Below are 25537 nucleotides of genomic sequence, written 5' to 3' on the forward strand. Positions count from 1 at the left end.
TTATGTTTCCAAAACTTACTCCGATTACCCGAAATATCATCATTTTAAATGTGATTTTCTACTTGGTTTCCAACTTCGTGGCATTCCCGAAATTTTATGAACTTTTTTCGGTGTATTACATTGGCTCACCGTTTTTCAGAATTTGGCAAGTCATCACGCACATGTTTATGCATGCGCCTTTAGGACAGGGAATTGGTTTGACGCATATTCTTTTTAACATGTTGACTTTGATGAGTTTCGGACCGGTTTTGGAGCAAGTTTTAGGAGAAAAAAAATACATTATCCTCTATTTTTTAAGCGGAATTGGAGCCTATCTTCTAAATTGTGCCTGGAATTTTTTCGAAATCACTCAAGGCGCAAGCTTGGAGGAAATATATTCCATCCCAATGATGGGAGCTTCAGGAGCAATTTTCGGTGTGGTTGCAGCATTTTCTACCATGTTTCCTGATGCAAAATTGTTTTTCATGTTCATTCCGTTTCCGATTAAGGCGAAATATCTTTTACCCGGAATTATCGTGATTTCACTGTACTTAGGTTTCAGTGGTTCAATGGGCGGAATTGCGCATTTCGCACACATTGGTGGTGCAATTGTGGGATTTATTTTGGCCAAAATGTGGAAGAACAATCAGTACAGAATTGATTAACGTCAATGAAAATTTTTCGGTTTGTTTTAACGGTTTCTCATTTCTTCATCATTGTTCTCTTGTTGGGAACTTTGCTCAATGCTTATATTCCACCGAAGGTTTTTCCCTGGTTTAATTTGCTTTCCTTGGCTTTTCCAGTTTTGATGATTATGAATGTTTTAATGATTTTTTTCTGGATTATTTTGAGAAAGAAAAGAGCTTTTCTGTTTGTAATGTTTTCATTAATACTGATTAACCCGACAAGAAGATGGGTGAATTTTAGTGCTAAAAAAGCAGAATCACCTAATCTTAAAATTGTAACCTATAACGTAAAGGGAGGAGCGGTTGATGTGAAATTAAACTATACCTATCTTGAAAAACAAAACGCAGATATTATTTTAGGACAAGAATATGGAAGCGAATTTAATATTCCGGGATTTGAAAACAGAACTAGAGATTATGAAATTGTCGCTTTAAATTCAAAATATAAAATTGTAAATCAGGGAAAACTTACCAAGACCGGAAACGGAAATTCATTTTTTGCGGACATTGATGTGAATGGAAAAATAATTCGTTTTGTGAATGTTTATTTGAATCCATTTTCTTTTGATAAAGCACAAGTAAAACCAGGAGAAGATTTTGAAACAAATAGTGCAAAGGCAAAGTTCATTGTGAAAAGACTTCTCCCTACTTTCAAAGTTCATCAGCAAGAAGTTGCCGAAATCCGGACAGCAATCGACAATTCGCCATATCCGGTGATTTTGGCGGGAGATTTCAATTCAGTTCCCAATTCTTACGAATATTATCATTTGGGGAAAGGTTTAAGAGATGTTTTTATGGAAGTGGGAAAGGGAAGTTCAACAAGCTTTCACGATTATAAATTCCCGATTAGGATTGATTATGTTTTCTGTTCTAAAGAAATAAAACCTGTAAGTTATAAAGTGGACCGCTCGGTGAAAGTTTCTGATCATTTCCCTGTAATTGCCGAATTTAAAATTAATTAAAAATGAAGAATTTAATTTTATTAAACATCCCGTTTTTTTTGTTTTCCTGTGGAAAAAACACACAAGATGATGTCGTGATTTCGTCGAAAGAAAGCGCTATTCCTCCTTATGACACCATTGCAAAGGACTCGTTTTCAGCAGGCGCAATTTCGGTGGATATTGCACGACAAATTAGAATGTCCTCACAGCAATATCAAGATTCTATAAAAGAAGTCCGTAAAAAAATGGAAGAGGAACGAATCTTGAAGGAGGAAAAAGATAAAGCCGACAAAAAATTAGCGGAAGAAAAGAAAATAACGGAAGATGCTGAAAAAGCAGAAAAGGAAAAAGACAAAAAAACAGTTGAAACTGCACCGACTGAAACCGCGACAAACCCGTAATTTCTTATAATTTCTAAACACCACTAAAATTACCATTATGAAAAATTATCTTTTAGCAGCAGGTTTTTTGACCCTAAGTTTAACTGCCTGCAAACAATCGGAAACAAAGGTTTTAACTTCAGAAAATCCAGACGGATCCGTTACAACAACGACTGTGGAAACTGAAAAAACCACTGGTGTTGATTCAGCAAAAATCAATGCGACCGTGGATAAGGCAAAAGAAAAATTAAATACGGCAGGAGAAAAAATTGATGAAGCTGCTGATAAAGCAGGAGAACATTTAGAAAAAGCAGGAGAGGACTTGAAAGAAGCCGCATCAAAAGGAGCCGAAAAGGTCGAAAAAGAAGCCGAAAAAGTGAAGGAAGATTTGAAAAAAAATTAGAAAAAAATCTGTTTTTGCGTTCAATTTTTTATGTAATTGGAGCAGTCGTAGCAACCAATCATCTGTAATATTTTTCAAGAAAAACAAAAAACTCTTCCATTCGCAACAAATTGTTCATCGCCAAATAAAAGAACAGAACACCAACTGTTACAAAAAGAAATGATAACATTTTAGGTGAGTTTTTATAAGAATAAAAAAGCCAACCAATCAGAAGCGGCACCACGAAAATAAAATGGCCACCATAAATATAAGAAGTGTGAAGGCCGAATTTCAAGATGCAGTGAATCACAATATCCACCAAAAACGAAATCATTAGAACTTGAACCAACTTATTTTTGAAGTTCTTGAAATAACTCCAAAAAACTAAAATTAAAACCGCCGCAACAAAAACATATGGAATCACCGAAGTGTAAACATCCATGAAAAGTGCTTTGTAATAAAACCCTTTTTTATTGTGATAATCACGGATGACGAAAGATGGGAACAACATATTTCCACCAAAAAACCAGGAAGAAATCATGTCCCAAAGTGGAGTGACTTTCGGTTTGGAAAACTTATCGTATTGTTCTCCGGATTTGTTTAGAAATCGCATATAATCGAAATCTAAACGGTAAAGAAACAGCAAAACAAAAATCACAATGGACATTAAAACCCTTAAAACTGCATTCCCAAATTTCTTCCAATTCTGAAAAAGATTTTTCTCAAAAAGTACGGATATAAAAACTTTCACCGCATTCGTCACGGTTAATCCACCAATAGAAATCGTTGCTAAAGTGAGTGCGGTTGCAGGAATTATCGCTTCTTTTTTCAATTTTAAAGCCGCATAATAATTAAAGAGAACAAGGAAAAATAAAGTATAAGTATAAGTTTCAGGCGTAAATGAAAGCAAAATATTAGTCGTGAAAAACGCAAAAAACGATAGAATTAAAAGCGAAATATTTTTAGGCAAACGGATGATGTTTTTCAAATATTTATAGATCTGAATCAAACTCAAACTCACTGCAAAATTGCTGCACCACGCTAAAACCAAACGAAAATTGGCATCTTTTTTTCCATCTGAAAACAACAATGCAAATTCCCGAATCCAATTGAAGAAATAATTCGCAAGCGGATGTCTTTCAAAACCACCACCGGTCATCACAATCGCTCGGTTATCAAAACTAAAATAAGCGTCCCACGGAATTCTATTGTCGAAAATAATTCGGTAATTCAGTGCAATGTAAGTACCCAATGCTCCATAAATACTCAAAAAAATTAGAAATAATAGCGTTTCAAATTTTGTAGCGGGGAAAACTGTTTTTATAAAATCGAAAAATTTTTGTTTGAAGTTCAATGGTTTAAATTTTCGGCAAAAGTAGTGAACGGTTTAAGATTTATGAAATTTTTTTACGCAACATAGGCATTTAGAAGTAAATCCTTCAACAACTTGTAATCAAAAAAAAGAAACTGCCCAACTATGTGTCTATGTGGCTTTAAAAATTACGAACTACAAGAAAGCGTCGAACATCCTGTTTGTCCATCATATTTGGAAGGACGCTTTTGTGAAAATTCCGGGTAAGTTTCTTGGTAAGGATTTTCTAAAGCAACTAAAATTTTATTCAACAAATCTTTTTTGCCAACTTTCAATTCTTCGATGCATTCAAATAAAATATAGTTTCGAAGGATGAATTTTGGATTGGTTTTAGACATCAATTCTAAGGATTCCGCTTTTGAAATCGTGTTTTTTTCTAAACGGATTTGATAATTTTTAATAAAGACTTCAAGCATTGAAAGCTGTTCTTCATTTAAAATTGAATAAGAAATATCCCCGAAAAGTTCCTTCAAATCTGATGTTGTCACTAATTTTTCAAGACGGTTAAAAAACAAAGTGTAATCTAATTTCAAGTCTTCCAACAATTTTTGTGCGTCGGTAAATAGTTGGTCGTCTCCTTCCAAAACTTCATTGAAACCAAATTTTTTCGCCATCACTTCATCGTGTTTTTTCCAAAATATTTCGTTGAAATCGTTTAACGTTTTCTCTAATTTTTTTTCGTCCTTAATTAAAGGAAAAAGCGCATTCGCCAATTGCCATAAATTCCATTGCGCAATTTTTGCCTGATTTCCGAAAGCATATCTTCTTCCCGGCAAATCGGTGGTGTTTGGAGTGAAGTTCAAAGAATATTCATCGACAAAAGAAAACGGTCCGTAATCAATCGTCAATCCCAAAATCGACATGTTGTCAGTATTCATCACGCCGTGAACAAATCCGACACGATACCATTCCACGATTAAATTGGCGGTTCTTTCCGAAACATTTTGGAAAAATTCCGAATATTTTTCGGGGCTTTTAGAATCGATTTCAGGGAAATAATTTTCAATGGTAAAATCGGTAAGTTTTTGTAAAGTTTCAATTTCATTTTGAGCAGAAAGCAGTTCGAAATGCCCAAAACGCAGAAAACTTTCCGCAGTTCGCATCATGACTGCACCATTTTCGTATTGGGGATTTCCATCGTACATCATGTCTCGCACGACTTTTTCACCACTCAAAGAAAGCGATAAACCTCGAGTTGTAGGAATTCCCAAATGATGCATCGCCTCACTCATCAAATATTCCCGAACCGAGGAACGAAGAACTGCTCTTCCATCCGCATGTCGGGAATAGGGAGTTGCTCCCGCTCCTTTCCATTGAAGTTCGGTTTTTTTCCCTTTAGAATTCTCAATTTCGCCTGCAAAAATGGCTCTTCCGTCGCCGAGTTGTCCCGCCCAATTTCCGAATTGATGTCCTGCATAAGCGGTGGCGTAAGTTTTTAAATTTTTTGGAATGCGTTCGGCATTCATGAACTTTAAATCTTCCTCATTCTCAACTTTTCCCAAACCGATTTCTTCCGACAGTCTTTCATTAAAGACTAGAAGTTGAGTATTTTGAAACTCAACAATATCTGTAGTTGAAAACAAAACTTTGGGAGTTTGCCGCTGCATGGGATTTCCTGAAAAGTCTCCGGGAAATTTGTCTAAATATTGTTGCGTGATTTTGTCTAAATTCATATTTCAAAGGTCGGTAAAAAAATATCCTTCCAAAAATTTGAAAGGATAAATATTATTTAAGATGAAAATTAAGTATTCGAAATCAGTCGTTATACAAAATTAATAAGCCATAACAAGTTCAATTGAAACATCCATGTCTAAAGAGTTGCGTTCCAAGGGGTCGTTTAATTTCCTTTCCCACTTATCATTTTTAAAATACCACAAAATATCTGTTTCCGACTTCCTATTGGAGAGTATTGGATAATAAAGGTCTTGTTTTTCACTTGAATAAATTTTATCAAAAACCATTTTATTTTTCTTTGTTGTAATCCATTCAATACCACAAAATATTCCCTCACGTGGAACATTGAATTCTAATCCGTTAAATTCGATTGATATAACTTGACTTTTGCTATTTCTTTTTGTTTCTACGAGAAGATGGTGAGTAATTTTACCTGGTTTCCCATTTTCATTTGTATAAATATTAAAGAAGAAAGTAGAGTTTTTACTTTGTGGATTAATCTTAAACTGGAATCCTTTTATTGGGTGTAAATCTGAATTAGCAATAAATTGTGCATACTGATTTTCTGTAACCATTCCTGAAAACCCTAGCTTATATAGGTTTTCAGTATCATTAATTGGGTTAATCGCAATTTTTTGTGAAAATAGAAATTGAGCCACAACAAAAAACAGAATACAAAAAACATTTCTCATCGGCTTTAAGAATAACTGATATTTATTTGTTAAAATCAATTTCTTCACCGGTGTTGAGGTTTTCATTCACGTTTTCCTCTTTTTTGCCGGAGGACTTTTTTGGTCCGGTGTTTACGGGTTCCACGGGTTTTGGATTTTTAATTTCGTCGATGGTTTGTAATCCGCCATCATCACCATAACCGCCTAAACCTTGAAGGTCGGAACAACTTCCCGTCCAATTCGAAGGTTTGACAAACTTATCCTCCATCGTGATTCCAAGTTCTTTGTCTGCCCAAACTTTCTTCATGAAAATCGCCCAAATTGGGAGTGCCATTTTCGCGCCTTGACCTTCACCGGTTCCCCAAAAGTGGGTTGCCCTGTCTTCCCAACCAACCCAAACTCCTGTTGCGAGATTCGGTACAATTCCCATAAACCAACCATCCGAATTATTTTGTGTGGTTCCTGTTTTTCCGGCAATTTCTACCCCTTTTGGAACTCCTTTTCTGCCCAATTCTCCGGAAGCAGTCCCGAATTCAGCCACCCCTTTCATCAGATCAATCATCGTGTAGGCATAAAGCTCGTTCATTACTTCTTTCATGACCGGTTTTACTTCTTTAATAACACGCCCGTTTGCGTCTTCAATACGCCAAATCATTTCGGGTTTAATGTAATTTCCATAATTCGCGAATGTGGAATAAGCTCCCAACATTTCGTAAATCGTAATATCGGAAGAACCAAGTGCAACAGCATATTCATTAGGAATTTCTTCGGTTACTCCCAAATCACGAGCGGTTTGAATCACGCTTTTCGGTGTCGCCATTTCAATCAAACGAACTGCAACCGGGTTTTTTGAGTGAGCAAGTGCATCACGAAGCGTTAAACTTCCTCCGGAACCTTCAACAGTCCAAGTTCCTTTTCTGTAAGTTGCGTTGGAAACGGTTGAACAAGGCGTCATTCCCAATTTCATAATCGCAGTCGCATAAACGAAAGGTTTAAAAGTGGAACCTACCTGTCTTTTACCCTGTTTAATGTGGTCATATTGAAAATGCTGCCAATTAATTCCTCCAACCCAAGCTTTGATTTCTCCCGTTCCCGGAACCATCGACATTAAGCCGGCTTGAGCAATTTGTTTGTGATAACGGATGGAATCCCACGGTGACATTTCTACTTCTTCTTCGCCGTTCCAAGTAAATCTAGAGGTTTTAGTCGGAGTTTTGAAATCAAGCATGATGGAATCTTCCGAAACTCCCGCTGCTTTCAATTGCTTGTAACGCCCGGTTCGCTTCATAGCTTGAACCATTACCCCTTCAATTTGTTTGTCATTAAGGTAATAGAAAGGTCTCTGTTTTCTTCCACGCTGTTCCGCATCAAATCTTTTCTGAAGGTCCGTTAAGTGTTCTTTAATGGCCTCTTCTGCATAGACCTGCATTTTTGAATCCAATGTTACGTAGATTTTCAAACCGTCTTTAAATAAGTTTAAAGTCTTTCCGGTTTTCTTTTCGTAGTCTTTTAAATAACCGTCGATTTCTTTTCTTAAATAGAACTTGTAATAAGCGGAATAACCGTCATCAATAGATTTTACCGGATGATAATCAAGTACAATGGGCGTGTCAACAGCTTTTTGATACGTTTGTTGGTCTAGATATCCTGTTTTCAACATTTGGTCTAAAACAACATCGCGTCTTGCTTTTGAACGCTGCTCGTTTCGCATTGGATTATTTTTCACCGGGTTTTCAAGCATTGCCACAAAAGTAGCTGCTTCAGGTAAAGTTAGTTGTGAAGTCGTTTTGTTGAAATAGATTCGAGATGCCATTTCAATTCCGTTCGCATTGTACAGGAAATCGAATTTATTAAAATATAAAGTGATGATTTCTTCTTTGGTATAACGTTTTTCAAGACTTACCGCTACAACCCATTCTTTTAATTTTTGGAAAGCTCTTTGAACCTTATTTTGTGAAGCGGTTCCTGTAAATAATAATTTTGCCAACTGCTGCGTAATCGTTGAACCACCCCCACGAGAACCACCGTAAACAACCGCTCTTCCGATAGACTGCAAATCAATTCCGGAGTGTTCCTTGAAACGCTCGTCTTCTTTTGCTTGAAGTGCGTAAATCAAATACGGCGGCAATTCTTTGTAAGTTACGGGCTGCGTTTTTTCTTTTTCAAATTTTCCTAAAAGTTTCCCGTCGGAGGAATAAATTTCCGAAGCCACATAAATGTCGGGGTTTTCAAGCTCCTTTACATCGGGCATAGTTCCGAGGAAACCTTGCGAAGTCGCAAAAAATAATCCTGCAATTCCTAATATAATGGCAATGAGTCCTATCCAAATGAATTTTACCCACTTTTTCCAACCGCGGTTTTTAACTTTTTTGGGAGGAAGGGGAAACGTTTGCTTTGGCTTGTTTCCCAGATTTTGTTTGTTTTCCATAAATGATGCTACGGTTTTGCCGTCTCTATTTTTACACCAATATCTTCAATTCCTTTCAGGTTGTCATTTCGCATCGCCTGAATAATTCCGATGGAATAATCACCGTTTTGAGGAAATTTATAATTCAATTTATATTGAAACAACGTTTCCTTTGTATCGCCGAAACCTTTTCCGATCCATTCTCCGTTTGGTTTCGCGAGAATGTAGTTCAAAGTGTCGATGGTTTTTTTCTTCGGCTTCAACTCCTGAAGATTCACGATAAACCGAATGTTACTGTACGGATAATCATTGTTGTTTCTTACAACAAATATAATATTTTTTGGATGTTGCGCGTCGTTTACCTTAAAATCGAATTTCTGTTCTGCTTTTTTGTTCCAATCCCCGTTGAGGGTTTTCATATAAACTTGTTCCGAAGGATTGCTGCAACTCGAAAGCATCAACACAACGAAAAAAAACCCGAAAATCTTATGCATTGTCGTCACGTTTTGGCTGAATTTTTTTCTTGAAATTTTTCTTCTGCTGATTTTGCGGTTTCGCATTCTGGGTCTGATTTTGCTGCTGAACTTTTTCAGGGGAATTTTTTCTTCTTTCGCCTTGATTATCATCGGGTTTCTTTTCCGAAACTTTATTTTCAGGTTTTGGGTTTGGTCGCTGTTTTCCCGAAGGTTTCTGTTGGTTGTTCGGTTTTTTGCGGTTTTGATTTTTACCCTGATTTCTATTTTTTCGGTCGAAGCGTTCGATATTACTTTCCTGAATTAAATCCACCGATTTGGTAGGAACGTCGAGTACTTTTAAGTCTTCAAGAGGTGGAGTTTTCTCGCCGCGTTTGTTTTGGGCGATTAATTTTTTCACTTCACCCACTTCCAAATCGTACCACGCCATGGAATGGTCAACATAAGCAAACCACATTCTCTTTTTGAAAACGTCGATTTTAATACAGAAAGCCTTTCCTTTTTCCGTATCTAAAGTCGTTGAAGAAGAAGGGAAATCACTTAAGGTATCGAGGTAACTGTCGAGTTCGTAGTTCAGACAACATTTAAGTTTTCCGCACTGTCCTGCTAATTTTTGAGGATTGATGCTTAATTGCTGATAACGAGCTGCATTCGTATTCACAGAACGGAAATCAGTCAACCAAGTTGAACAGCACAATTCTCTGCCGCAAGAACCAATTCCGCCCACTTTCGCAGCTTCCTGGCGGAAACCGATTTGTTTCATGTCGATTTTGGTACGGAAAGCGGCGGCATATTCTTTAATTAATTGCCTGAAATCCACGCGATTATCTGCGGTGTAATAAAAAGTGACTTTTTGTCCGTCACCTTGAAACTCCACATCGGTAATCTTCATGTTGAGGTTTAAAGCGTACGCAATTTTCCTCGCCTGAATTTTTACCGATTCCTCTTTTTCTCTTGATTGTTGCCAAACTTCGATGTCTCTTTGGTTGGCTAAACGGTAAATTTTAAGAGGGTTTTCTTCAGTTGCATTTTTCTTTTTCATCTGAATTTTCACCAACTCTCCGGTGAGACTTACCACACCTGTATCGTGACCCGGACTCGATTCTACTGTTACTACGCTCCCAATATGAAGCGGTAAATGATGTACGTTTTTATAAAAATGTTTTCGGTCGTTCTTGAATCTTACTTCCACAAAATCACATTTGGATTCGGAAGGATTGTTGATATTCGAGAGCCAATCGAAGACGCTTAATTTATAGCTATTTCCGCAGGTATCTACACTTTCACAGCCATTCGCAGATTTTGTTCCGCATGAATGGGACGAATCGCCGGATGTTTTGCATCCACAACTCATATTGATATATTATATATTCCTGCAAATTTAGCACAAATTTATTTTGCATATATTAGGAAGAATGTTTTTTGTGAACCATCTTTAGTTTTTAATGAAAATTTATTTTTCTTGCGGATTTGTTAACAATATCTTTAATATTATGCAAATCATATAATTGAAATTTTAAAAAAAATAATGGTTTTACTGAAAAGATTTAATTTAAACGGTTTGTAAACAGCTTTCTTGAATTTATAACAATGTCTTATTAATAAGGGATTTGTTTTAAGTTTAAGCAAAAATAAATCTTAAACAAAATAGCGAAATTGAAATTTGTTTAAAAAAAATTAAGATTTATTAACACCTGTTAAAAAAATAATTTTATATTTGTAACCATTAATAATGAATTTTATGAAAAAAATTGTTGTATCTACAGCACTATTGGCCGCTTCTCTTGTGTATGCAGGAGGATTCAGAGTTTCTTTACAGGGCGTAAAGCAATTGGCAATGGCTCATACAAGTGCTCATGCGGAAGATGCGAGTGTTGCATTTTTCAATCCTGCGGGAATTTCGTTTATTCCTAATAAACTGAGTGTTGCAGCGGGAGGGTTTGGAATTAATGCAGAAGTTGAATATCAAAACCTGCAAACATTGGAGTCTTATAAAACAGACAACCCGATGGGAACGCCCATTTATTTCGCAGCTGCCTATAAAGTTTTAGACAATGTTTCATTGGGTTTCAGTTTTGCAACGCCTTATGGAAGTACTGTAAAATGGCCAACAGATTGGGCGGGTAAAGAAATTGTACAGGAAATTGAATTAAAGGCTCTTTATTTCCAACCAATGGTTTCATTTAAACTTGCTGATTGGGTTTCTTTGGGAGGTAGCTTCATCTATGCAAAAGGAACGGTAGATTGGACAAAAGCGGTAACGCAATTGGGAGGAACTTTGAATATTAAAGATGACGAAGCTTCAGGGAAGGGATTTGGTTTAGGGTTCTACTTCAGACCGACGGATAAACTTGATGTGAGCATCGCTTATCGTTCACCGGTTGATATGAAGGCAGATAAAGGTGTTGCTACTTTTAATATTTCCCCTAGTTTGTATCCGTTGGTTGGGCTTAACTCAAGCGGACAGGACAATTTTAAGGCGGTTTTGCCTTTGGTTGACGAATACACCATTGGTGCAACTTATAAAGTGACGCCAAAATGGCAAGTTTCGGGAGACTTCAATTACAGCGGATGGGATCAGTATTATGCTTTAACACTTGATTTTGAAAAAGCACCAATAGGAAACCAGGCAAGTGACCCAACTGTTTTGATTACCCCAAAAAATTGGAAAAGCACTAAAACGTGGAGAGTGGGTACACAGTATATGTTTACAGATGCTTTAGCAGGAAGATTAGGATATTATCATGATGAATCACCTTATGCTGATTCTGATTTCAGCGCAGAAAGTCCATCTTTCGAAGCTAATGTAATTACCGGAGGTATTGGTTACAAATGGAAAGGTTTAGGAATTGATTTTTCCGGAGCGTATAACTTCCAAACACCGAGAGAGGTAAAGAATTCTTTCTATAATTTTAACGGGCAGGCGAAAGCCAAAGCATATTTCTTTGGTTTAGGTTTATCATACAACGCATTTTAAATAAAATAAGAATCTACACATGAAAAAAATATTAATTTCAACAGTTGCTTTATCAACTTTATTATTTACGGTTAGCTGTAAAAGAGATTTTGATACCGACGTAAGCAGCGTTACGGTTACAAAAGGCGACGCGGATTTCACAAAATACGTTTCCATCGGTAACTCACTAACTTCTGGTTACAGAGACGGAGCTTTATATATCGACGGGCAAAACGAATCTTTCCCTTCCATGATCGCAGCTCAAATGAAACTTGCGGGAGGTGGGGAATTCAAGCAGCCTTTAATGGCGGACAACTTGGGTGGAATTCCTGCGGTTGGCTTCACCAATAAAAGAGTACTTACTCCAACAATGGGATTGGGTTTTGCTGCTGGAACAGGAGCTACAACTTTAGCTAATATTTACGCTTCGGGACCTTACAATAATATGGGGGTACCGGGAGCTAAATCTTACCATTTGGTTGCTCCAGGTTATGGAAATCCTGCAAATCTCCCTTTAGGAAAAGCGAATCCTTATTTCGTAAGATTTGCAAAAAACCCAGCAACATCGTCCGTATTAAGTGATGCGATGGAAATGAAGCCAAGCTTTTTCTCTCTTTGGATCGGAAATAATGATGTTCTTTCCTATGCAACAAACGGTGGTATGAACTCCACCACCGTAAACGGAGTTACCACTTATACTCCAGCGGTTGTTCAAACAGGAAATTTGGATCCCACAACATATAAAGGGAATGATATCTCTGATCCAAACGTTGTTGGTGGCGTAATTAAAAGTGTTTTGGACGGATTGAAAAGTGTTGGTTCTACAAAAGGCGTTATTGCAAATATTCCTAATGTAACAGCAATTCCTTTCTTCAACAGAGTGCCTTATAACACTATTGCGCTAGATGCGACTAAAGCTGCCGCAATCAATTCATCATTAATTAACCCATTAATTGGCGCATTAAATTATCTTGGACAATCAGGAAGATTCGTACCGGTAGTTGCAGGAAACAACCCTGTAATTATTGTTGATAACTCTTTACCAAATGTTTCAGCAGGACTTACAGCGGTTCTAACAGCAAACGGTTATCCAGCTACACAAGCTGCGTTTTTAGGAAATGCTTTCGGGCAAGCTAGACAAGCTAAAGCGGGTGAACTAATCCTTTTAACAGCTTCCAATGAATTAGGTTTAGATGCAATTACCCGTCAAGCTCCAACTGCAACGTCACAATTCATTATTGGTGCATCTTTCCCACTTGCTGATCAGTTTTCTTTAACTTCGAAAGAGGTTAATAATATTGCAACAGCAGTTACTGCTTACAACACTGCAATCAGCGGTTTAGCTTCTTCATATTCCCTTGCTTTGGTAGATGCAAATACAAAAATGGGAGAGCTCAATTCTACGGCCGGAATCCAGTTTGATGGAGTGAAGTACACTGCAACATTTGTTACAGGAGGTTCATTCTCTCTTGATGGCGTTCATCCAACAGGAAGAGGATATGCTATTTTAGCTAACGAATTTATTAAAGCAATCAATGCAAAATATAGTTCCACATTACCGCTAGTAAATGTAAACAAGTACAGCGGAGTTACATTCCCTTAACCTGTAATTAAAAATCAGTTTGTAAAACCACTCGAAATTCTTTTGGGTGGTTTTATTTTTTTAAATTTGTACATCTAAAAAAGTAAAAATGGCTGAACAGGCAAGTTATCTATTTTCCACCAGAACAAGTAAAGCCTTGGCGGAAAAAATAGCCCATTATTACGGGCAGGACTTAGGAAAAATTAAAGTACAGGAATTTAGTGACGGTGAATTTGAACCCGTTTTTGATCAATCCGTAAGAGGAGGAAGGGTTTTCTTAATAGGTTCCACATTTCCACCCGCAGACAATCTTTTGGAGCTTTTATTAATGATTGACGCCGCAAAAAGAGCTTCCGCAAAGAGTATCACCGTAGTTCTTCCTTATTACGGTTTAGCAAGACAAGACAGAAAAGATCAGCCAAGAGCACCAATCGGCGCAAAATTAGTGGCAAATCTTCTCACCGCAGCCGGAGCAACTAGAATCATGACGATGGATCTTCACGCGGATCAAATTCAAGGTTTCTTTGAAATTCCGGTGGATCATCTTTATGCATCAACTTTATTTATTGATCATATACTTTCTTTAAACCTAGAAAACCTCACCATCGCTTCTCCAGATATGGGGGGAGCAAAAAGAGCAAAAAATTACGCAAGTCACCTTGGAGCAGAAGTGGTAATCTGTTATAAGGAAAGAAAAAAGGCAAACGTAGTGGAAGAAATGTTTTTGATAGGTGACGTAAAAGACCGAAACGTGATCCTCATCGACGACATGATAGATACAGCCGGAACACTTTGCAAAGCCGCAGATATTCTGATCGCAAACGGAGCAAAATCTGTTCGAGCGATGGCAACTCACGGCGTTCTTTCCGGAAAAGCGTATGAAAACATACAGAACTCAAAAATTTCAGAAGTTATTGTAACCGATACCATTCCCGTAAAAACCGACTTGACCCCCAAAATAAAAGTACTTTCTTGCGCGGAGCTTTTTGCAGACGTGATGAGAATGGTACATGAGCATAAATCAATCAGCGATAAGTTTATTATTTAATTTTGGATGCTGTCCATAGCTAAATCCTTCCGCAGCGAAGGATTTTTTTATTACAAAACAAATTTATATCTTTGCACCCTAAATTTTTAAACATTCATTGAAATGAAATCAATTACAATTCAAGGTACAAAAAGAGAAAGCGTGGGCAAAAAGTCTACTAAAGCTTTACGTGATGCTGAATTAGTTCCTTGTGTTGTTTACGGAGGAAAAGAAACCTTAAATTTTTCTGCAGAAGAAAGATCTTTCAAAGGTTTGGTTTACACTCCTGAAGCACACACGGTATCTATTGAGGTTGACGGAAACACAATTCCTGCCGTACTTCAGGACATCCAATTTCACCCAATCACCGACAAAATCCTTCATGCGGATTTCTACCAACTTTCAGATGACAAAGCTGTGGTAATGGAAGTTCCGGTAAGACTTACAGGTCGTGCAAAAGGTGTTGTTGCAGGTGGTGCACTTCGTCAGTCGTTCAGAAAGTTGAAACTAAAAGCGATCCCTGCAAACCTGCCGGATGAAATCGTGGTAGATGTAACGCCGCTTAAAATTGGTAACAAACTTTATGTTGGTGATATCAAAGCTGATGGATTTACCTTCATGCATCCAGACAATGCGGTAGTTGTTGCCGTGAAGATGTCTAGAACTGCAATGAAAGGAGGTGCAGCTGCAATGGATGAAGAAGACGAATTAGAAGCAGAAGAAGTAAAAGATCAATCTCCAGATGTTCCAACAACTGAAGAAAAATCTACTGAAGCATAAGAAATTCAGAAATCGATACCAAGTCCCGTCAATTATTTTGGCGGGATTTTTTATTGCGGGGAGCGTGAAATTCCAGGAAGCAATCTCAATTTTTTGTAGGAGCAACGAAGTTTTCGCTTCTTTAAAAATCCGGTCCCGCTGTCACTACTCGCTTTTTTTCTGCGGCGGCGAAGCCGCCGCAGAAAAAAGAGCTCGAACATGCCGTTCCATCGGGGCTAAAACAAAAACTTCTTTTCCTCTTACCAGCAGGAAATAGTTGTTGTCGAGAATTCGTGGTAAATCGTTAATTTTACTTCAATCAAAACTTCAGAAAATGCCCGTAAACGACCAAAGAGTAGATGACTACATCGAAAAATCCGCAGAATTCGCAAAACCGATCTTAATTTATCTGCGAGAACTCATCCACGAAACCTGCCCCGAAGTTGAGGAAGGTTGGAAATGGAGCTTTCCCAACTTTATATACAAAGGTAAAATTCTCTGTTCGATGTCCGCATTCAAACACCATTGCGCTTTCGGATTTTGGCTGGAAAAAGAAATGAAGACCATGAAGGTACTCACCAAAAACATCGAAAAAAACTCCATGTTCTCTTTAGGGAAAATCACCAAAATTTCAGACCTTCCCTCAAAACCGCAACTTAAAGCCGCTATTAAAGAAGCAATGGAACTTACCGATATGGGCATAACCATAAAAAAAGCGCCACCGAAAAAAACTGAAATCGAAACACCAAATTATTTTCTAGAAGCATTAGATTCAAATAAAAGGGCAAAAGAAATTTTCGAGAAATCGTCACCTTCTTTCCGTAAAGAATACATTTTGTGGATTACCGACGCTAAAACAGAAACCACTAGAAACAAGCGATTAGAACAAGCTGTCGAATGGATTTCCGAAGGAAAAGGCAGAAATTGGAAATACGAAGAATGTTGATTTAAATTTTATATTTACATTTACATCAAGCAAACTTTGCCATGAGCAAAAAATTTTTTTTCATGTTTTGTGTTTTTGGTCTGAAATTAATTTTCGGACAGCAAAATATGGAGTTTAAATCGGTGAAGAACTATTTTGATTATCAACGATTTATGCTGAATAATGAATTTAAGAAGCGATTTGATAAAGAGCCGAATGTTTCCGGCAAAATCAATATTAAAAAAGATTTTTCAGAGTTCATGAAAAAAATGGACAGTATTCAAAATACCGCTTTAATTGGGGCTTTAATCAAAGTAAAAAACAGAGAAGATTTGAGCCGCCTAAACTTCCAGAATTTGCCACAAATCAGTTTAGAAAATCCTACAAAAACCGAACTCAGCAAAGAAGCAAAATATCCGGGAGGATTCGAAAATCTTCGCAGCCAGGTTGCCGATTTGTTTTATTCCGACGCTGTTTACACGCAAGAAAAGCAATTAAAAACAAATGTCGTTTTTGTAGTGGAGAAAGACGGCTCCATTAGTTCAGTACATGCAGAAGGCGAGAATTTCACCTTCAACCGACAAGCGGAAATCGCAATGTATCTTCTCCCGAACAAATTTGATCCCGCATTTATTAATGGTACAGCTGTTCGCTACAGATTCCGGCTTCCTTTGGCCATGAATTTTGAATAATTTTCTGATCTTGATTGAAATCAAGGAATTGGGTTTGGGGGAAAATGGGCTGCAAAGAAAGATATAATTTTTGAGGCGAGTTTTTGCTAGAAGATTCGGAGTTAAAGAAACGAGTGATTTTTTAGATGAAGTAAACAAAATTACAGGAAAGGGGGATGCTTGGAATTGGTTACCGTTTCTAATATATAAAAAATATTGATGAAAAGGTTTAGTTTTGCACTGAACCTTTTTTAATATTAAGACCTAAATAAATTGATGTTTTCCGACGAATATTTTATGAAAATCGCTTTGCAGGAAGCAGAAACCGCACTTGAAAAAGATGAGGTCCCCATCGGTTGTATCATTGTTTCAAACAACAGAATTATTGCAAGAGCGCATAACCTCACCGAAACTTTGAACGATGTCACGGCACATGCAGAAATGCAGGCAATTACTTCCGCCGCCAACTTTTTGGGCGGAAAATATTTGCAGAATTGCACAATGTACGTCACGCTAGAACCTTGCGTGATGTGTTGCGGCGCCTTGAATTGGTCGCAAATTTCTAAAGTGGTCATCGGAGCAAGAGATGAACAAAGAGGATTTATCAACAAAAACTTGTCACTTCATCCAAAAACGGAAATCGTTTCTGGAGTCTTGGAGAATGAGTGTTCTGCGATCATTAAGGAGTTTTTTAAGAATAAGAGATGAAAATCGGGTCTTGGCTCTGCTCTTTACAAATCTTTCCCCAAAAAATACAATCCCTTCAGCGTATGCAACCGATCCGCAACGTGAATTTTATCCGTCAATGGTTTGTAAACATGTGATACTCCGCCTGTTGCAACCACGAAACAATCGTCTTGTACTTCATCATTGATTCGGTCGATAAAACCTTCCACCATTCCAAGGAATCCGTAAACCATTCCGCTCTGCATACAGGAAACGGTGTCTAAACCGAGAACTCTTTTAGGTTTTACCAATTCGATTTCAGGGAGTTGTGCGGTTTGTCCAACTAAAGAATTCAAGGAGGTAATAATTCCGGGAGCGATGATTACGCCTAAAGTTTCGCCTTTTTCGTCAATGCAACTTGCGGTTAAAGCCGTACCAAAATCGAGGATGATTTTCTTTTTTCCGGGATAAAGGTAGTGTGAAGCAACTAAATTTGCATAAATATCCGTTCCCATTTGCTTTGACTTAGGCTGAACTTCAGAATGCGTTGTTCGGTCGACAATTACCGGTTTTTTGCCGTGAATTTTTTCGATCGCCCTCGAAATATCGTGCGTCAATTGTGGAACAACGGAACCGATGATGATTTTATCGATATTTTCAGCTTCAATTTTGTGGGTTTGATACATCATCATAAATTGCATCTGCAATTCATCGCTTGTTCGGTACGGTTTGGTGTTCAGAATCCACGAAATGTCGCAATTGTCGTCATCAAAAAGTCCGAATCTGATGTTGGTATTGCCGATGTTGATTACGATTGAAGTCATCTGGTTTTAGTTTAAGGTTTCAGGTTTAAAGTTTCAAGTTGTGCTAAAATTCACCATTGACAGCGAAGCGAATTCACCATTCACTCCTTAGGAATCACTTCACTTCCACAAAATTATCCTCCGGATTCACGTCTGCCAATCTTTGAGAAAAATCAATTCCCAAAGCAGAAATCTGCGATTTGTTATAAGGAATGGTAAAGGTATATTCTTTTTGCGTCCATTTCCAATAATCCAAAGTGTTGAAGTCGCCGTAGATATCTTTGCTTTTCCAAACATGTGTCATGCTCATTGGAATTTGGTAATTCACCACTTTTTTGTCTTTCGTCAAGATCGAAAAATCTATCGGCATGGGAATGGAGCCTTTGTTTTCTAAAGTAATTGTCGTGGAATTTGCTTCGTATTTTACATTTTTAATGGCGTAATCAATCGTTTTGGTGGTATTGATCCAATAATGCTGAAACCATTTCAAATCCATTCCCGAAGTTTTTTGTGCGATGTGCAGGAAATCTCTTTCCGTCGGATGTTTCATTTTCCATTGGTTGAAAAATTCTTTCATAATTAAAGACAAATTTTGTTCACCAACAATATAACCAAGCTGTACCAAGAAAACTTCACCTTTCACGTAAGAAGCTATGGAATAAGCGTTTCCGCCATCATGATGATCAGCCAACCAAACTGCGGGTTCTTCTTTTCCTGTTTTCGTGAAATTAACGTAAGATTTAATTGAGTTTACAAAAGGATTTGCAACGGGTTCTTTCGGCGGAAAAAGTTGATGCATAATCAAATCATCATAATAACTCGTGAAGCCTTCATCCATCCATGGTCGCACACTTTCGTTATAAGCCAACATTTGCTGGTTCCAAGAATGTCCTCCTTCATGAACCATCAAACCAACCAATCCTTCCAAAGTTCTACCTTCACCGAGCATCAAAGTACACATTCCGTATTCCATTCCGCCATCACCGCCCTGAATAAAGGCATAACTTGGATAAGCATATCTTCCCAAAGTCGCGTTCATCAGTTGGAAAAATTTGGTTACATAAGGTTTTGATTCTTCCCAAAGTTGTGTTTTTTCAGATTTTTGATAGACGTAATAAATTTTTGGCCCGTCTAAAATCGTGAAACTTTCCACCGTGTAATCTCTATCAGCAGCAAACGCAAAATCGAGAATATTTTTTGCAGTCCATTTCCACGTCGCCTTGTTTTTTGCGTCGGATTTAATGTTTGCATTTTGGTCGTAACCTTTTACTTCTAAAGGATTTTCCAATGTTCCGCCTGCTCCAATAATATAATCTTTGTCGATTTTAATATTGACTTCGAAATCAGCAAACGGTGCGTGAAATTCTCTTCCGATATAATCAAAAGTTGCCCAACCATCGTAATCGTATTCTGCGATTTTTGGATACCATTGCGTCATCGACATGTCGATTCCTTCACGATTGTTTCTTCCTGAACGACGGATTTGTTGTGGAATTACTGCATCCCATTCCATAGTAAAAGTGGTGGAAGAATTGGGTTTTATCGGTGTATTCAGTTCCACTTTCATAATGGTTTCCTGAATTTCAAATTTTAAATCTTTCCCGTTTTGTTTGATCCAATGAATATTTTGTGCGCCTTCCTCCTCTTTGGGAATGGAAGCCAATCTTGAAACGCCATTCGTTTGTAATCTTGAATCTCCGTTTTTCCCTTGACTTTGAACTCTTTGATCCATCATGGAATTGGGTTTAAAGGCATTCCAATAAAGATGAAAATAAACGACTTTCAATTCATCGGGAGAATTATTGATGTAGGTTAAAGTCTGATTTCCTTGGTATGTAAAGTTTTGTGCATCGATATCGATGTCCATTTTATACTTTGCAGATTGCTGATAATAAGCGTTCTGCTGTGAAAAAGAAAAGATCGAAATTGCTGAAAATACGATTGTTAAAAGAAGTTTCCTCATTTAAAAATTTAATTTGACCAAAGATAAAAATTTAAAATAAAAAATCCTTTCAAACCAAAAGAATGAAAGGATTCGATTATTATTTAAGAAAATTATTTCTTGGCGACAGTTTTCGAACTCTCCAAAATTTTCTCCAAAATTCGATAGGTAATTAGATAAGTCGGCTTCACACCTGTCAAACCAAGTCCGCCCGAAGAAAGGGTAGAACCCGTTTCCAAAGGATTATCCGATGCGTAATAAGCATACATCACAAATAAATCCTCTGAAATGTGATGGCGAATTTTTGAGGCAACCTGAATCGCTTTTTGGTAATGTGCACCTTCCATTTCAAGTCCGATGGCTTTCCATGAAGTGTCCATGAAATATCTTAAAATATCTTTGTTTTGAAGCGAAGTTCCCAAAACGGTAACCATTCCGCCTTCAAACGCTTTCAATTCATCGTCTTCGAAATCAGCGAGTTGCAATGCATTGTGGAACGGATAATTATCTGCAGTTCCCTCAAAAACGTGGGAAGTTGGAATCATAATATCTCCTTTTCCGCCCATCAAAATTCCTGCTTTACCCATGATGGAAATTGATCTCACCTTCATCGTGTAAATTTCGCCGTTGTAATCGTACGGACGAAGCAATTCATCCATGATTTCGTAAGCTTGTTCACCGAAAGCATAATCGAAAACCATGACAACATCCTCACCTGAAAATTTCAGTCCTGAAAATGGAGTGTTTTTCAAATCTGTTTTTGCCAAATCGATGATTTGAACGTCGATATTACTTCCACTTTGATCGTCAATATAGATTAATCCTGCTTTTTGTGAATGTTCGAGAACTTTTTCCTGCAAAGCTTTTTTGTTTGAAATTTCCTCATACATTTTGTAATCGACACTTTTCGTGGCTTTTCTTCCGAGCGCGTCATTTCCGTACAACATATTTTTCACGGAATGCATATTGGCGGAAATAATGTGTAAAGGTCGCATCTGCAGATTGTTTTCCGCTAAAACTTGCTTTACTTTATTTGCCCATTTTTCACCGAAAAAGTGGTGACCAATTCTTTCCCTTAAAATCGCTGTGAAGTGGACTTCTCTTTCACGGATTTTTTTGTAATCGTTGAAGCTTACATTTCCAAGGTGATAGATGATTTTGAAAAGACGGTCAGGATTTTTATCGTCGCCGAAATTATTATAAGCATCCAAAGTTTCGTCAAAAGTTCTTCCCAAAAGTGCAGAAAGATGAATTAAAGCCACTTCTTTTTCCTTTCTGCTGAATTTTTTCTCGCCTTTCGCCACTTCCTCAATGATTCTCCAAGTTCTTGTCGGTTTATCATTTTCATCGGCAACGAAAGCAAGGTTTTTAATTTTATCCGCTTCAATATAAAGGAAAGTAAGGTGCGTCAAAATATCGTAAATCTCTGAACGTCCAAGAAGAACCTCAATATTCATCTGATGCTCATCGATTCGGTAACAGTTTCTCCTTCTCTTTTTCGGAACGATCACCTCAAAGCTTCCCTTTTCAAAACCTTCATCCGAAGTAAGGTGAATGAATGAACACTCCTCAATTCCTTCCGGAAGTCGGTCGAGAACATATAGCAAACCGTTCAGTTCTATTTTGTTGGGAACGCTCATTGTGCCGTAAATTTCAGGATTGATGGTCATTAACAAAGACCGAAGACTTTCGCCGGAGATTCCGGATGGTTTGAAAAAACCGCGATAGAATAAGTGACGCATCGAAACATAAAGTCGCTCAATAGCTTCTGTAGTTTCGCGTGCTCGTGAATTTACCATAGGTGTATCTTTTGGCAAAGATAATACAAACCTCCAAATTTTCCTATACCTTATCTATACACATGGTTAATTAATTGTGAATTTTAAAATTAGTTTTACAAATAAATATATTAAAAATTTACTAATACCCCTAAAATTTTTAGGGTAAAATGATTTTGTTTTATATTTTTTTATAAATTTGCCCCGTAAAAACGTACAGAAAATGTCAAATTTAAGATTTAAAGCATTAGAAACGCTGTCTTTTAAAGATTTCAGAAAAGACAACGAGATTGAAGTTCCTTCAAAATTATCGGAACTTTTCTGCCAAAATGTTTTCTCCGAGGAAACCATGAGGTCGTATTTAACCAAAGAAGCATTTACTTCCATACAAAACGCGATAAAAAAAGGAACCAAAATACAGCGCGACGTTGCAGACCAAATTGCAGTGGCGATGAAAGATTGGGCTTTAAGCAAAGGCGTAACCCACTATACACACTGGTTCCAACCATTAACAGGAACAACTGCGGAAAAACACGATTCTTTTTTTACTCCTTTTGAAAGTGATCGAGCGATTGAAAGATTTTCTGGCGGAATGCTAATTCAGCAAGAACCGGATGCGTCTTCTTTCCCGAATGGCGGAATTAGAAATACTTTTGAGGCAAGAGGTTACACAGCATGGGATCCAACTTCTCCTGCGTTTATTTTGGGAACGACACTTTGTATTCCTTCGATTTTTATTTCGTACACCGGTGAAACTTTGGATTATAAAGCACCTTTGTTAAGAGCGCTTCATGCAGTGGACGAAGCAGCGACCGATGTTTGTAGATCATACTTTGATAAAAACGTAACGAAAGTAACTCCCACTTTAGGTTGGGAACAGGAATATTTCTTGGTAGATTCTGCGCTGTATCAATCAAGACCGGATTTGGTGATTACTGGAAAAACTTTGCTTGGACATTCTCCGGCGAAAGGACAGCAATTAGATGACCACTATTTCGGTTCCATTCCGACAAGAGTGATGAACTTTATGAAGGAGTTGGAAATCAAATGTATGCAATTGGGTATTCCTGTAACGACTCGTCATAACGAAGTTGCTCCCAATCAGTTTGAGTTGGCTCCAATGTTTGAGGAAGTGAATGTTGCAGTAGACCACAATTCATTGTTGATGGATTTAATGGCGAGAGTGGCACACAAACATCATTTCCATATTCTTTTCCATGAAAAACCTTTTGCGGGAGTGAACGGAAGTGGAAAACACAATAACTGGAGTTTGGCAACCGATACAGGGGAAAATCTTTTAAGTCCGGGAAAAAATCCGAAGAAAAATTTACAGTTCCTTACCTACTTTGTGAACACCATTAAAGCGGTTCATGATTATGCAGATTTGTTAAGAGCAAGTATTGCTTCTGCAAGCAACGATCACCGATTAGGAGCAAATGAAGCACCGCCTGCAATTATTTCTGCTTTCATCGGTTCGCAACTTTTCGGAGTTTTAGAAGAGTTGGAAAAAGTAACCGACGGAAAACTTTCACCGGAAGAAAAAACAGAACTTAAATTAAATGTTGTTGGAAAAATCCCTGAAATTCTTTTAGATAATACCGATAGAAACAGAACTTCGCCTTTCGCATTTACCGGCAATAAATTTGAAATCAGAGCGGTTGGTTCTTCAGCAAACTGTGCAGAAGTAATGACCGTGATGAACACGATTGTTGCTAAACAGTTACAGGATTTCAAAAAAGAAGTTGACGCTTTAATTGAAGGTGGACTGAAAAAAGACGAAGCAATTTTCAATGTTTTAAGAGAGTACATCAAAGTTTCTAAAAACATTATGTTTGAAGGCGATGGTTACTCAGATGATTGGGCGAAAGAAGCGAAAAAGAGAGGTTTGAACAATTTAAAAACCACTCCAGAAGCTTTGAAAAAGGAACTTGATAAAAAATTCATCCAACTTTATGAGGAACTTGGAATCTATTCTCACCGTGAAATTGAAGCGAGAAATGAAATCAAGTTGGAGAAATATTCAACCGTACTTTCTATTGAAGCAACCGTTTTAGCGGATATTGCGCGAAATCACATTATTCCTTGTGCCTTAAATTATCAAAACCGTTTGATTGAAAACGTGAAAGGCTTGAAAGAAATTTTCGGTGAGAAAGAATTCAAAACTTTGGCGAAAGAACAGATGGAAATGATTAAGGAAATTTCCGAACATGTTTCTGTGATTAAAGTTCAGGTAGAAACCTTGCTTGCCGCGATTAAAAAAGCAAAAGCAGTTCAAGACTCACAAAAAATGGCGGAAGCTTTCTGTAATGATGTTAAACCACTTTTCGAGGCCATTAGAAACGCTTCGGACGAATTAGAAATGTTGGTGGATGACGAACTTTGGCCTATGACAAAATATAGAGAATTGCTCTTTACGAGATAACAATCGTTACGAGATTTGGTTTAAAGTCCGGGATTTTTATTCCGGATTTTTTTTGAATAATTCCATCATTATAGAAGAATGTTATAAAATAAATAGATGCTTTAGATAAATGTTAAGAAATCTTAATAAAAATAAAATTGCAATCCCCTAAATAAAGGGATTGCAGCTTATTTTCTTTTAACATTCCAAAAGGAAGTGTTAAAATGTGTTAAAATAGGTTTTCAAAAAGGGTGTTTTAACCCTATTTCTAACCCGAATATCTACTTTTGTCTTGCTTTTAAAAACAAATATTACTTTTTAACACAGATAATCAAATATATGAAGAAAAGAGTTCTGTTTTATTTTGCTGCTGTTATCGCTACTTTTTCGCTACAGTCTTGTGTAACCAATTATGTAGTTTCAACACCAACAACTTACGTTAACGAATACAAATCAAATGCCAAACTTGCATCGATTGACAATAAAAAATTAGAAACTGCAAAAGCACAATTAATTAACAGTTTCACTGATGAGAAGGCTGCCGCTGCAAAGAGCTTAGAAGCTTCTTTAAAAAACGAGGAAATCGCTAAAACCATCAAATTCACCAAAAAAATCGACGAAATTTTAACCGAAGCAGAATCTTACCTTGGAACTCCTTACCGATACGGAGGAATGACAAGAAGAGGAATCGATTGTTCAGCGTTTGTACTTTCAGTTTTCGGAGCAGTAACAGGAATGAATTTGCCAAGAGTTGCTGCAGCACAGGCTCAAGAAGGTGAAAGAGTTGAAAAGTCGGAACTTCAGAAAGGAGATTTAATTTTCTTTTCGCACCAAGGAGGAAGCAGAATTTCACATGTTGGAATCGTTGAAAGTGTAACCGAAGAAGGTGAAGTTAAGTTTATTCACGCCGCAACATCGAGAGGAGTGATGATATCTTCACTAAGAGATTCTTATTGGGGACCGAAATACAGATTTGCAAAAAGAATCCTTTCCCAAGAAAACTTTAACAACAGTTTCGCAAATAATAATTAATAGATAATTGATCTTATAAAAGCCACCGAT

General features: G+C 37.3%; 22 protein-coding genes. 13 read left to right on the plus strand and 9 right to left on the minus strand.

Annotated elements, in window-relative coordinates; all coding sequences use genetic code 11:
* The first annotated feature begins 2 nt into the window (after positions 1–2).
* Genes J4771_RS09185 through J4771_RS09200 form a run of 4 tightly spaced genes read left to right on the plus strand, consistent with a single transcriptional unit; the run spans position 3 to position 2389 of the window.
* Positions 3–644 (plus strand): rhomboid family intramembrane serine protease, encoded by a 642-nt coding sequence (locus J4771_RS09185; protein WP_224134709.1) that lies wholly within the window; start codon positions 3–5, stop codon positions 642–644.
* A gap of 5 nt (positions 645–649) precedes the next feature.
* Positions 650–1627, plus strand: a complete 978-nt coding sequence (locus tag J4771_RS09190) for an endonuclease/exonuclease/phosphatase family protein (RefSeq protein WP_224134710.1) — start codon at positions 650–652, stop codon at positions 1625–1627.
* Positions 1628–1629: 2 nt separating this feature from the next.
* Positions 1630–2007: a hypothetical protein gene (locus J4771_RS09195; RefSeq protein WP_224134711.1), complete on the plus strand. Its 378-nt coding sequence runs from the start codon at positions 1630–1632 to the stop codon at positions 2005–2007.
* Positions 2008–2044: 37 nt separating this feature from the next.
* Complete coding sequence (locus J4771_RS09200; protein WP_224134713.1) at positions 2045–2389, plus strand: hypothetical protein; 345 nt, start codon at positions 2045–2047, stop codon at positions 2387–2389.
* A gap of 58 nt (positions 2390–2447) precedes the next feature.
* Here J4771_RS09200 and J4771_RS09205 read toward each other — a convergent pair whose 3' ends face one another.
* The 6 genes from J4771_RS09205 to J4771_RS09230 form a co-directional block, all read right to left on the minus strand.
* Positions 2448–3722 carry a DUF6080 domain-containing protein gene (locus J4771_RS09205; RefSeq protein WP_224134714.1) on the minus strand — a complete coding sequence of 425 codons (1275 nt, stop codon included), beginning with the start codon at positions 3720–3722 and terminating at the stop codon, positions 2448–2450.
* Between the two features lie 146 nt (positions 3723–3868).
* The gene (locus J4771_RS09210) at positions 3869–5413 is read right to left on the minus strand and encodes a protein adenylyltransferase SelO (protein ID WP_224134715.1); all 1545 of its coding nucleotides are present in this window, start codon (positions 5411–5413) and stop codon (positions 3869–3871) included.
* A 99-nt stretch (positions 5414–5512) separates the two neighbouring features.
* Complete coding sequence (locus J4771_RS09215) at positions 5513–6172, minus strand: hypothetical protein (protein ID WP_224134716.1); 660 nt, start codon at positions 6170–6172, stop codon at positions 5513–5515.
* Positions 6129–8513, minus strand: coding sequence for a transglycosylase domain-containing protein (locus J4771_RS09220; RefSeq protein ID WP_224134717.1), 2385 nt, complete (start codon positions 8511–8513; stop codon positions 6129–6131). The genes J4771_RS09215 and J4771_RS09220 overlap by 44 nt, the downstream gene beginning before the upstream one ends.
* Before the next feature lie 8 nt (positions 8514–8521).
* The gene (locus tag J4771_RS09225) at positions 8522–8986 is read right to left on the minus strand and encodes a gliding motility lipoprotein GldH (RefSeq protein WP_224134718.1); all 465 of its coding nucleotides are present in this window, start codon (positions 8984–8986) and stop codon (positions 8522–8524) included.
* Positions 8979–10319, minus strand: coding sequence for a PSP1 domain-containing protein (locus J4771_RS09230; RefSeq protein ID WP_224134719.1), 1341 nt, complete (start codon positions 10317–10319; stop codon positions 8979–8981). The genes J4771_RS09225 and J4771_RS09230 overlap by 8 nt, the downstream gene beginning before the upstream one ends.
* 387 nt (positions 10320–10706) lie before the next feature.
* On the opposite strand from J4771_RS09230, the gene J4771_RS09235 reads away from it, so the two are divergent.
* From J4771_RS09235 to J4771_RS09265, 7 genes are all read left to right on the plus strand, one after another.
* Entirely contained in the window at positions 10707–11942 is a 1236-nt protein-coding gene (locus J4771_RS09235; RefSeq protein ID WP_224134720.1) for an OmpP1/FadL family transporter, read from the plus strand.
* Positions 11943–11961: 19 nt separating this feature from the next.
* On the plus strand, positions 11962–13524 hold the full coding sequence (locus J4771_RS09240) for an SGNH/GDSL hydrolase family protein (protein WP_224134722.1): 1563 nt from the start codon (positions 11962–11964) through the stop codon (positions 13522–13524).
* A gap of 88 nt (positions 13525–13612) precedes the next feature.
* Complete coding sequence (locus J4771_RS09245; RefSeq protein WP_224134723.1) at positions 13613–14551, plus strand: ribose-phosphate pyrophosphokinase; 939 nt, start codon at positions 13613–13615, stop codon at positions 14549–14551.
* 102 nt (positions 14552–14653) lie between these two features.
* Entirely contained in the window at positions 14654–15310 is a 657-nt protein-coding gene (locus tag J4771_RS09250; RefSeq protein ID WP_224134724.1) for a 50S ribosomal protein L25/general stress protein Ctc, read from the plus strand.
* A 313-nt stretch (positions 15311–15623) separates the two neighbouring features.
* On the plus strand, positions 15624–16235 hold the full coding sequence (locus J4771_RS09255; protein WP_224134726.1) for a YdeI/OmpD-associated family protein: 612 nt from the start codon (positions 15624–15626) through the stop codon (positions 16233–16235).
* Positions 16236–16276: 41 nt separating this feature from the next.
* Positions 16277–16906, plus strand: a complete 630-nt coding sequence (locus tag J4771_RS09260; RefSeq protein ID WP_224134727.1) for a hypothetical protein — start codon at positions 16277–16279, stop codon at positions 16904–16906.
* A 255-nt stretch (positions 16907–17161) separates the two neighbouring features.
* Positions 17162–17593: a nucleoside deaminase gene (locus J4771_RS09265; protein ID WP_224134728.1), complete on the plus strand. Its 432-nt coding sequence runs from the start codon at positions 17162–17164 to the stop codon at positions 17591–17593.
* Positions 17594–17616: 23 nt separating this feature from the next.
* Here J4771_RS09265 and J4771_RS09270 read toward each other — a convergent pair whose 3' ends face one another.
* The 3 genes from J4771_RS09270 to J4771_RS09280 form a co-directional block, all read right to left on the minus strand.
* Positions 17617–18375, minus strand: a complete 759-nt coding sequence (locus tag J4771_RS09270; RefSeq protein ID WP_224134729.1) for a type III pantothenate kinase — start codon at positions 18373–18375, stop codon at positions 17617–17619.
* Between the two features lie 94 nt (positions 18376–18469).
* On the minus strand, positions 18470–20317 hold the full coding sequence (locus tag J4771_RS09275; RefSeq protein WP_224134730.1) for a M1 family metallopeptidase: 1848 nt from the start codon (positions 20315–20317) through the stop codon (positions 18470–18472).
* 92 nt (positions 20318–20409) lie between these two features.
* Positions 20410–22095, minus strand: a complete 1686-nt coding sequence (locus J4771_RS09280) for a DUF6909 family protein (RefSeq protein ID WP_224134732.1) — start codon at positions 22093–22095, stop codon at positions 20410–20412.
* Between the two features lie 202 nt (positions 22096–22297).
* Here J4771_RS09280 and J4771_RS09285 point away from each other — a divergent pair, with 202 nt between their 5' ends.
* The gene (locus tag J4771_RS09285) at positions 22298–24496 is read left to right on the plus strand and encodes a glutamine synthetase III family protein (protein ID WP_224134733.1); all 2199 of its coding nucleotides are present in this window, start codon (positions 22298–22300) and stop codon (positions 24494–24496) included.
* A 318-nt stretch (positions 24497–24814) separates the two neighbouring features.
* Entirely contained in the window at positions 24815–25507 is a 693-nt protein-coding gene (locus tag J4771_RS09290) for a C40 family peptidase (RefSeq protein WP_224134734.1), read from the plus strand.
* Positions 25508–25537: the final 30 nt, after the last annotated feature.

The organism is Candidatus Kaistella beijingensis, from assembly GCF_020084865.1.
Lineage (GTDB): Bacteria > Bacteroidota > Bacteroidia > Flavobacteriales > Weeksellaceae > Kaistella > Kaistella beijingensis.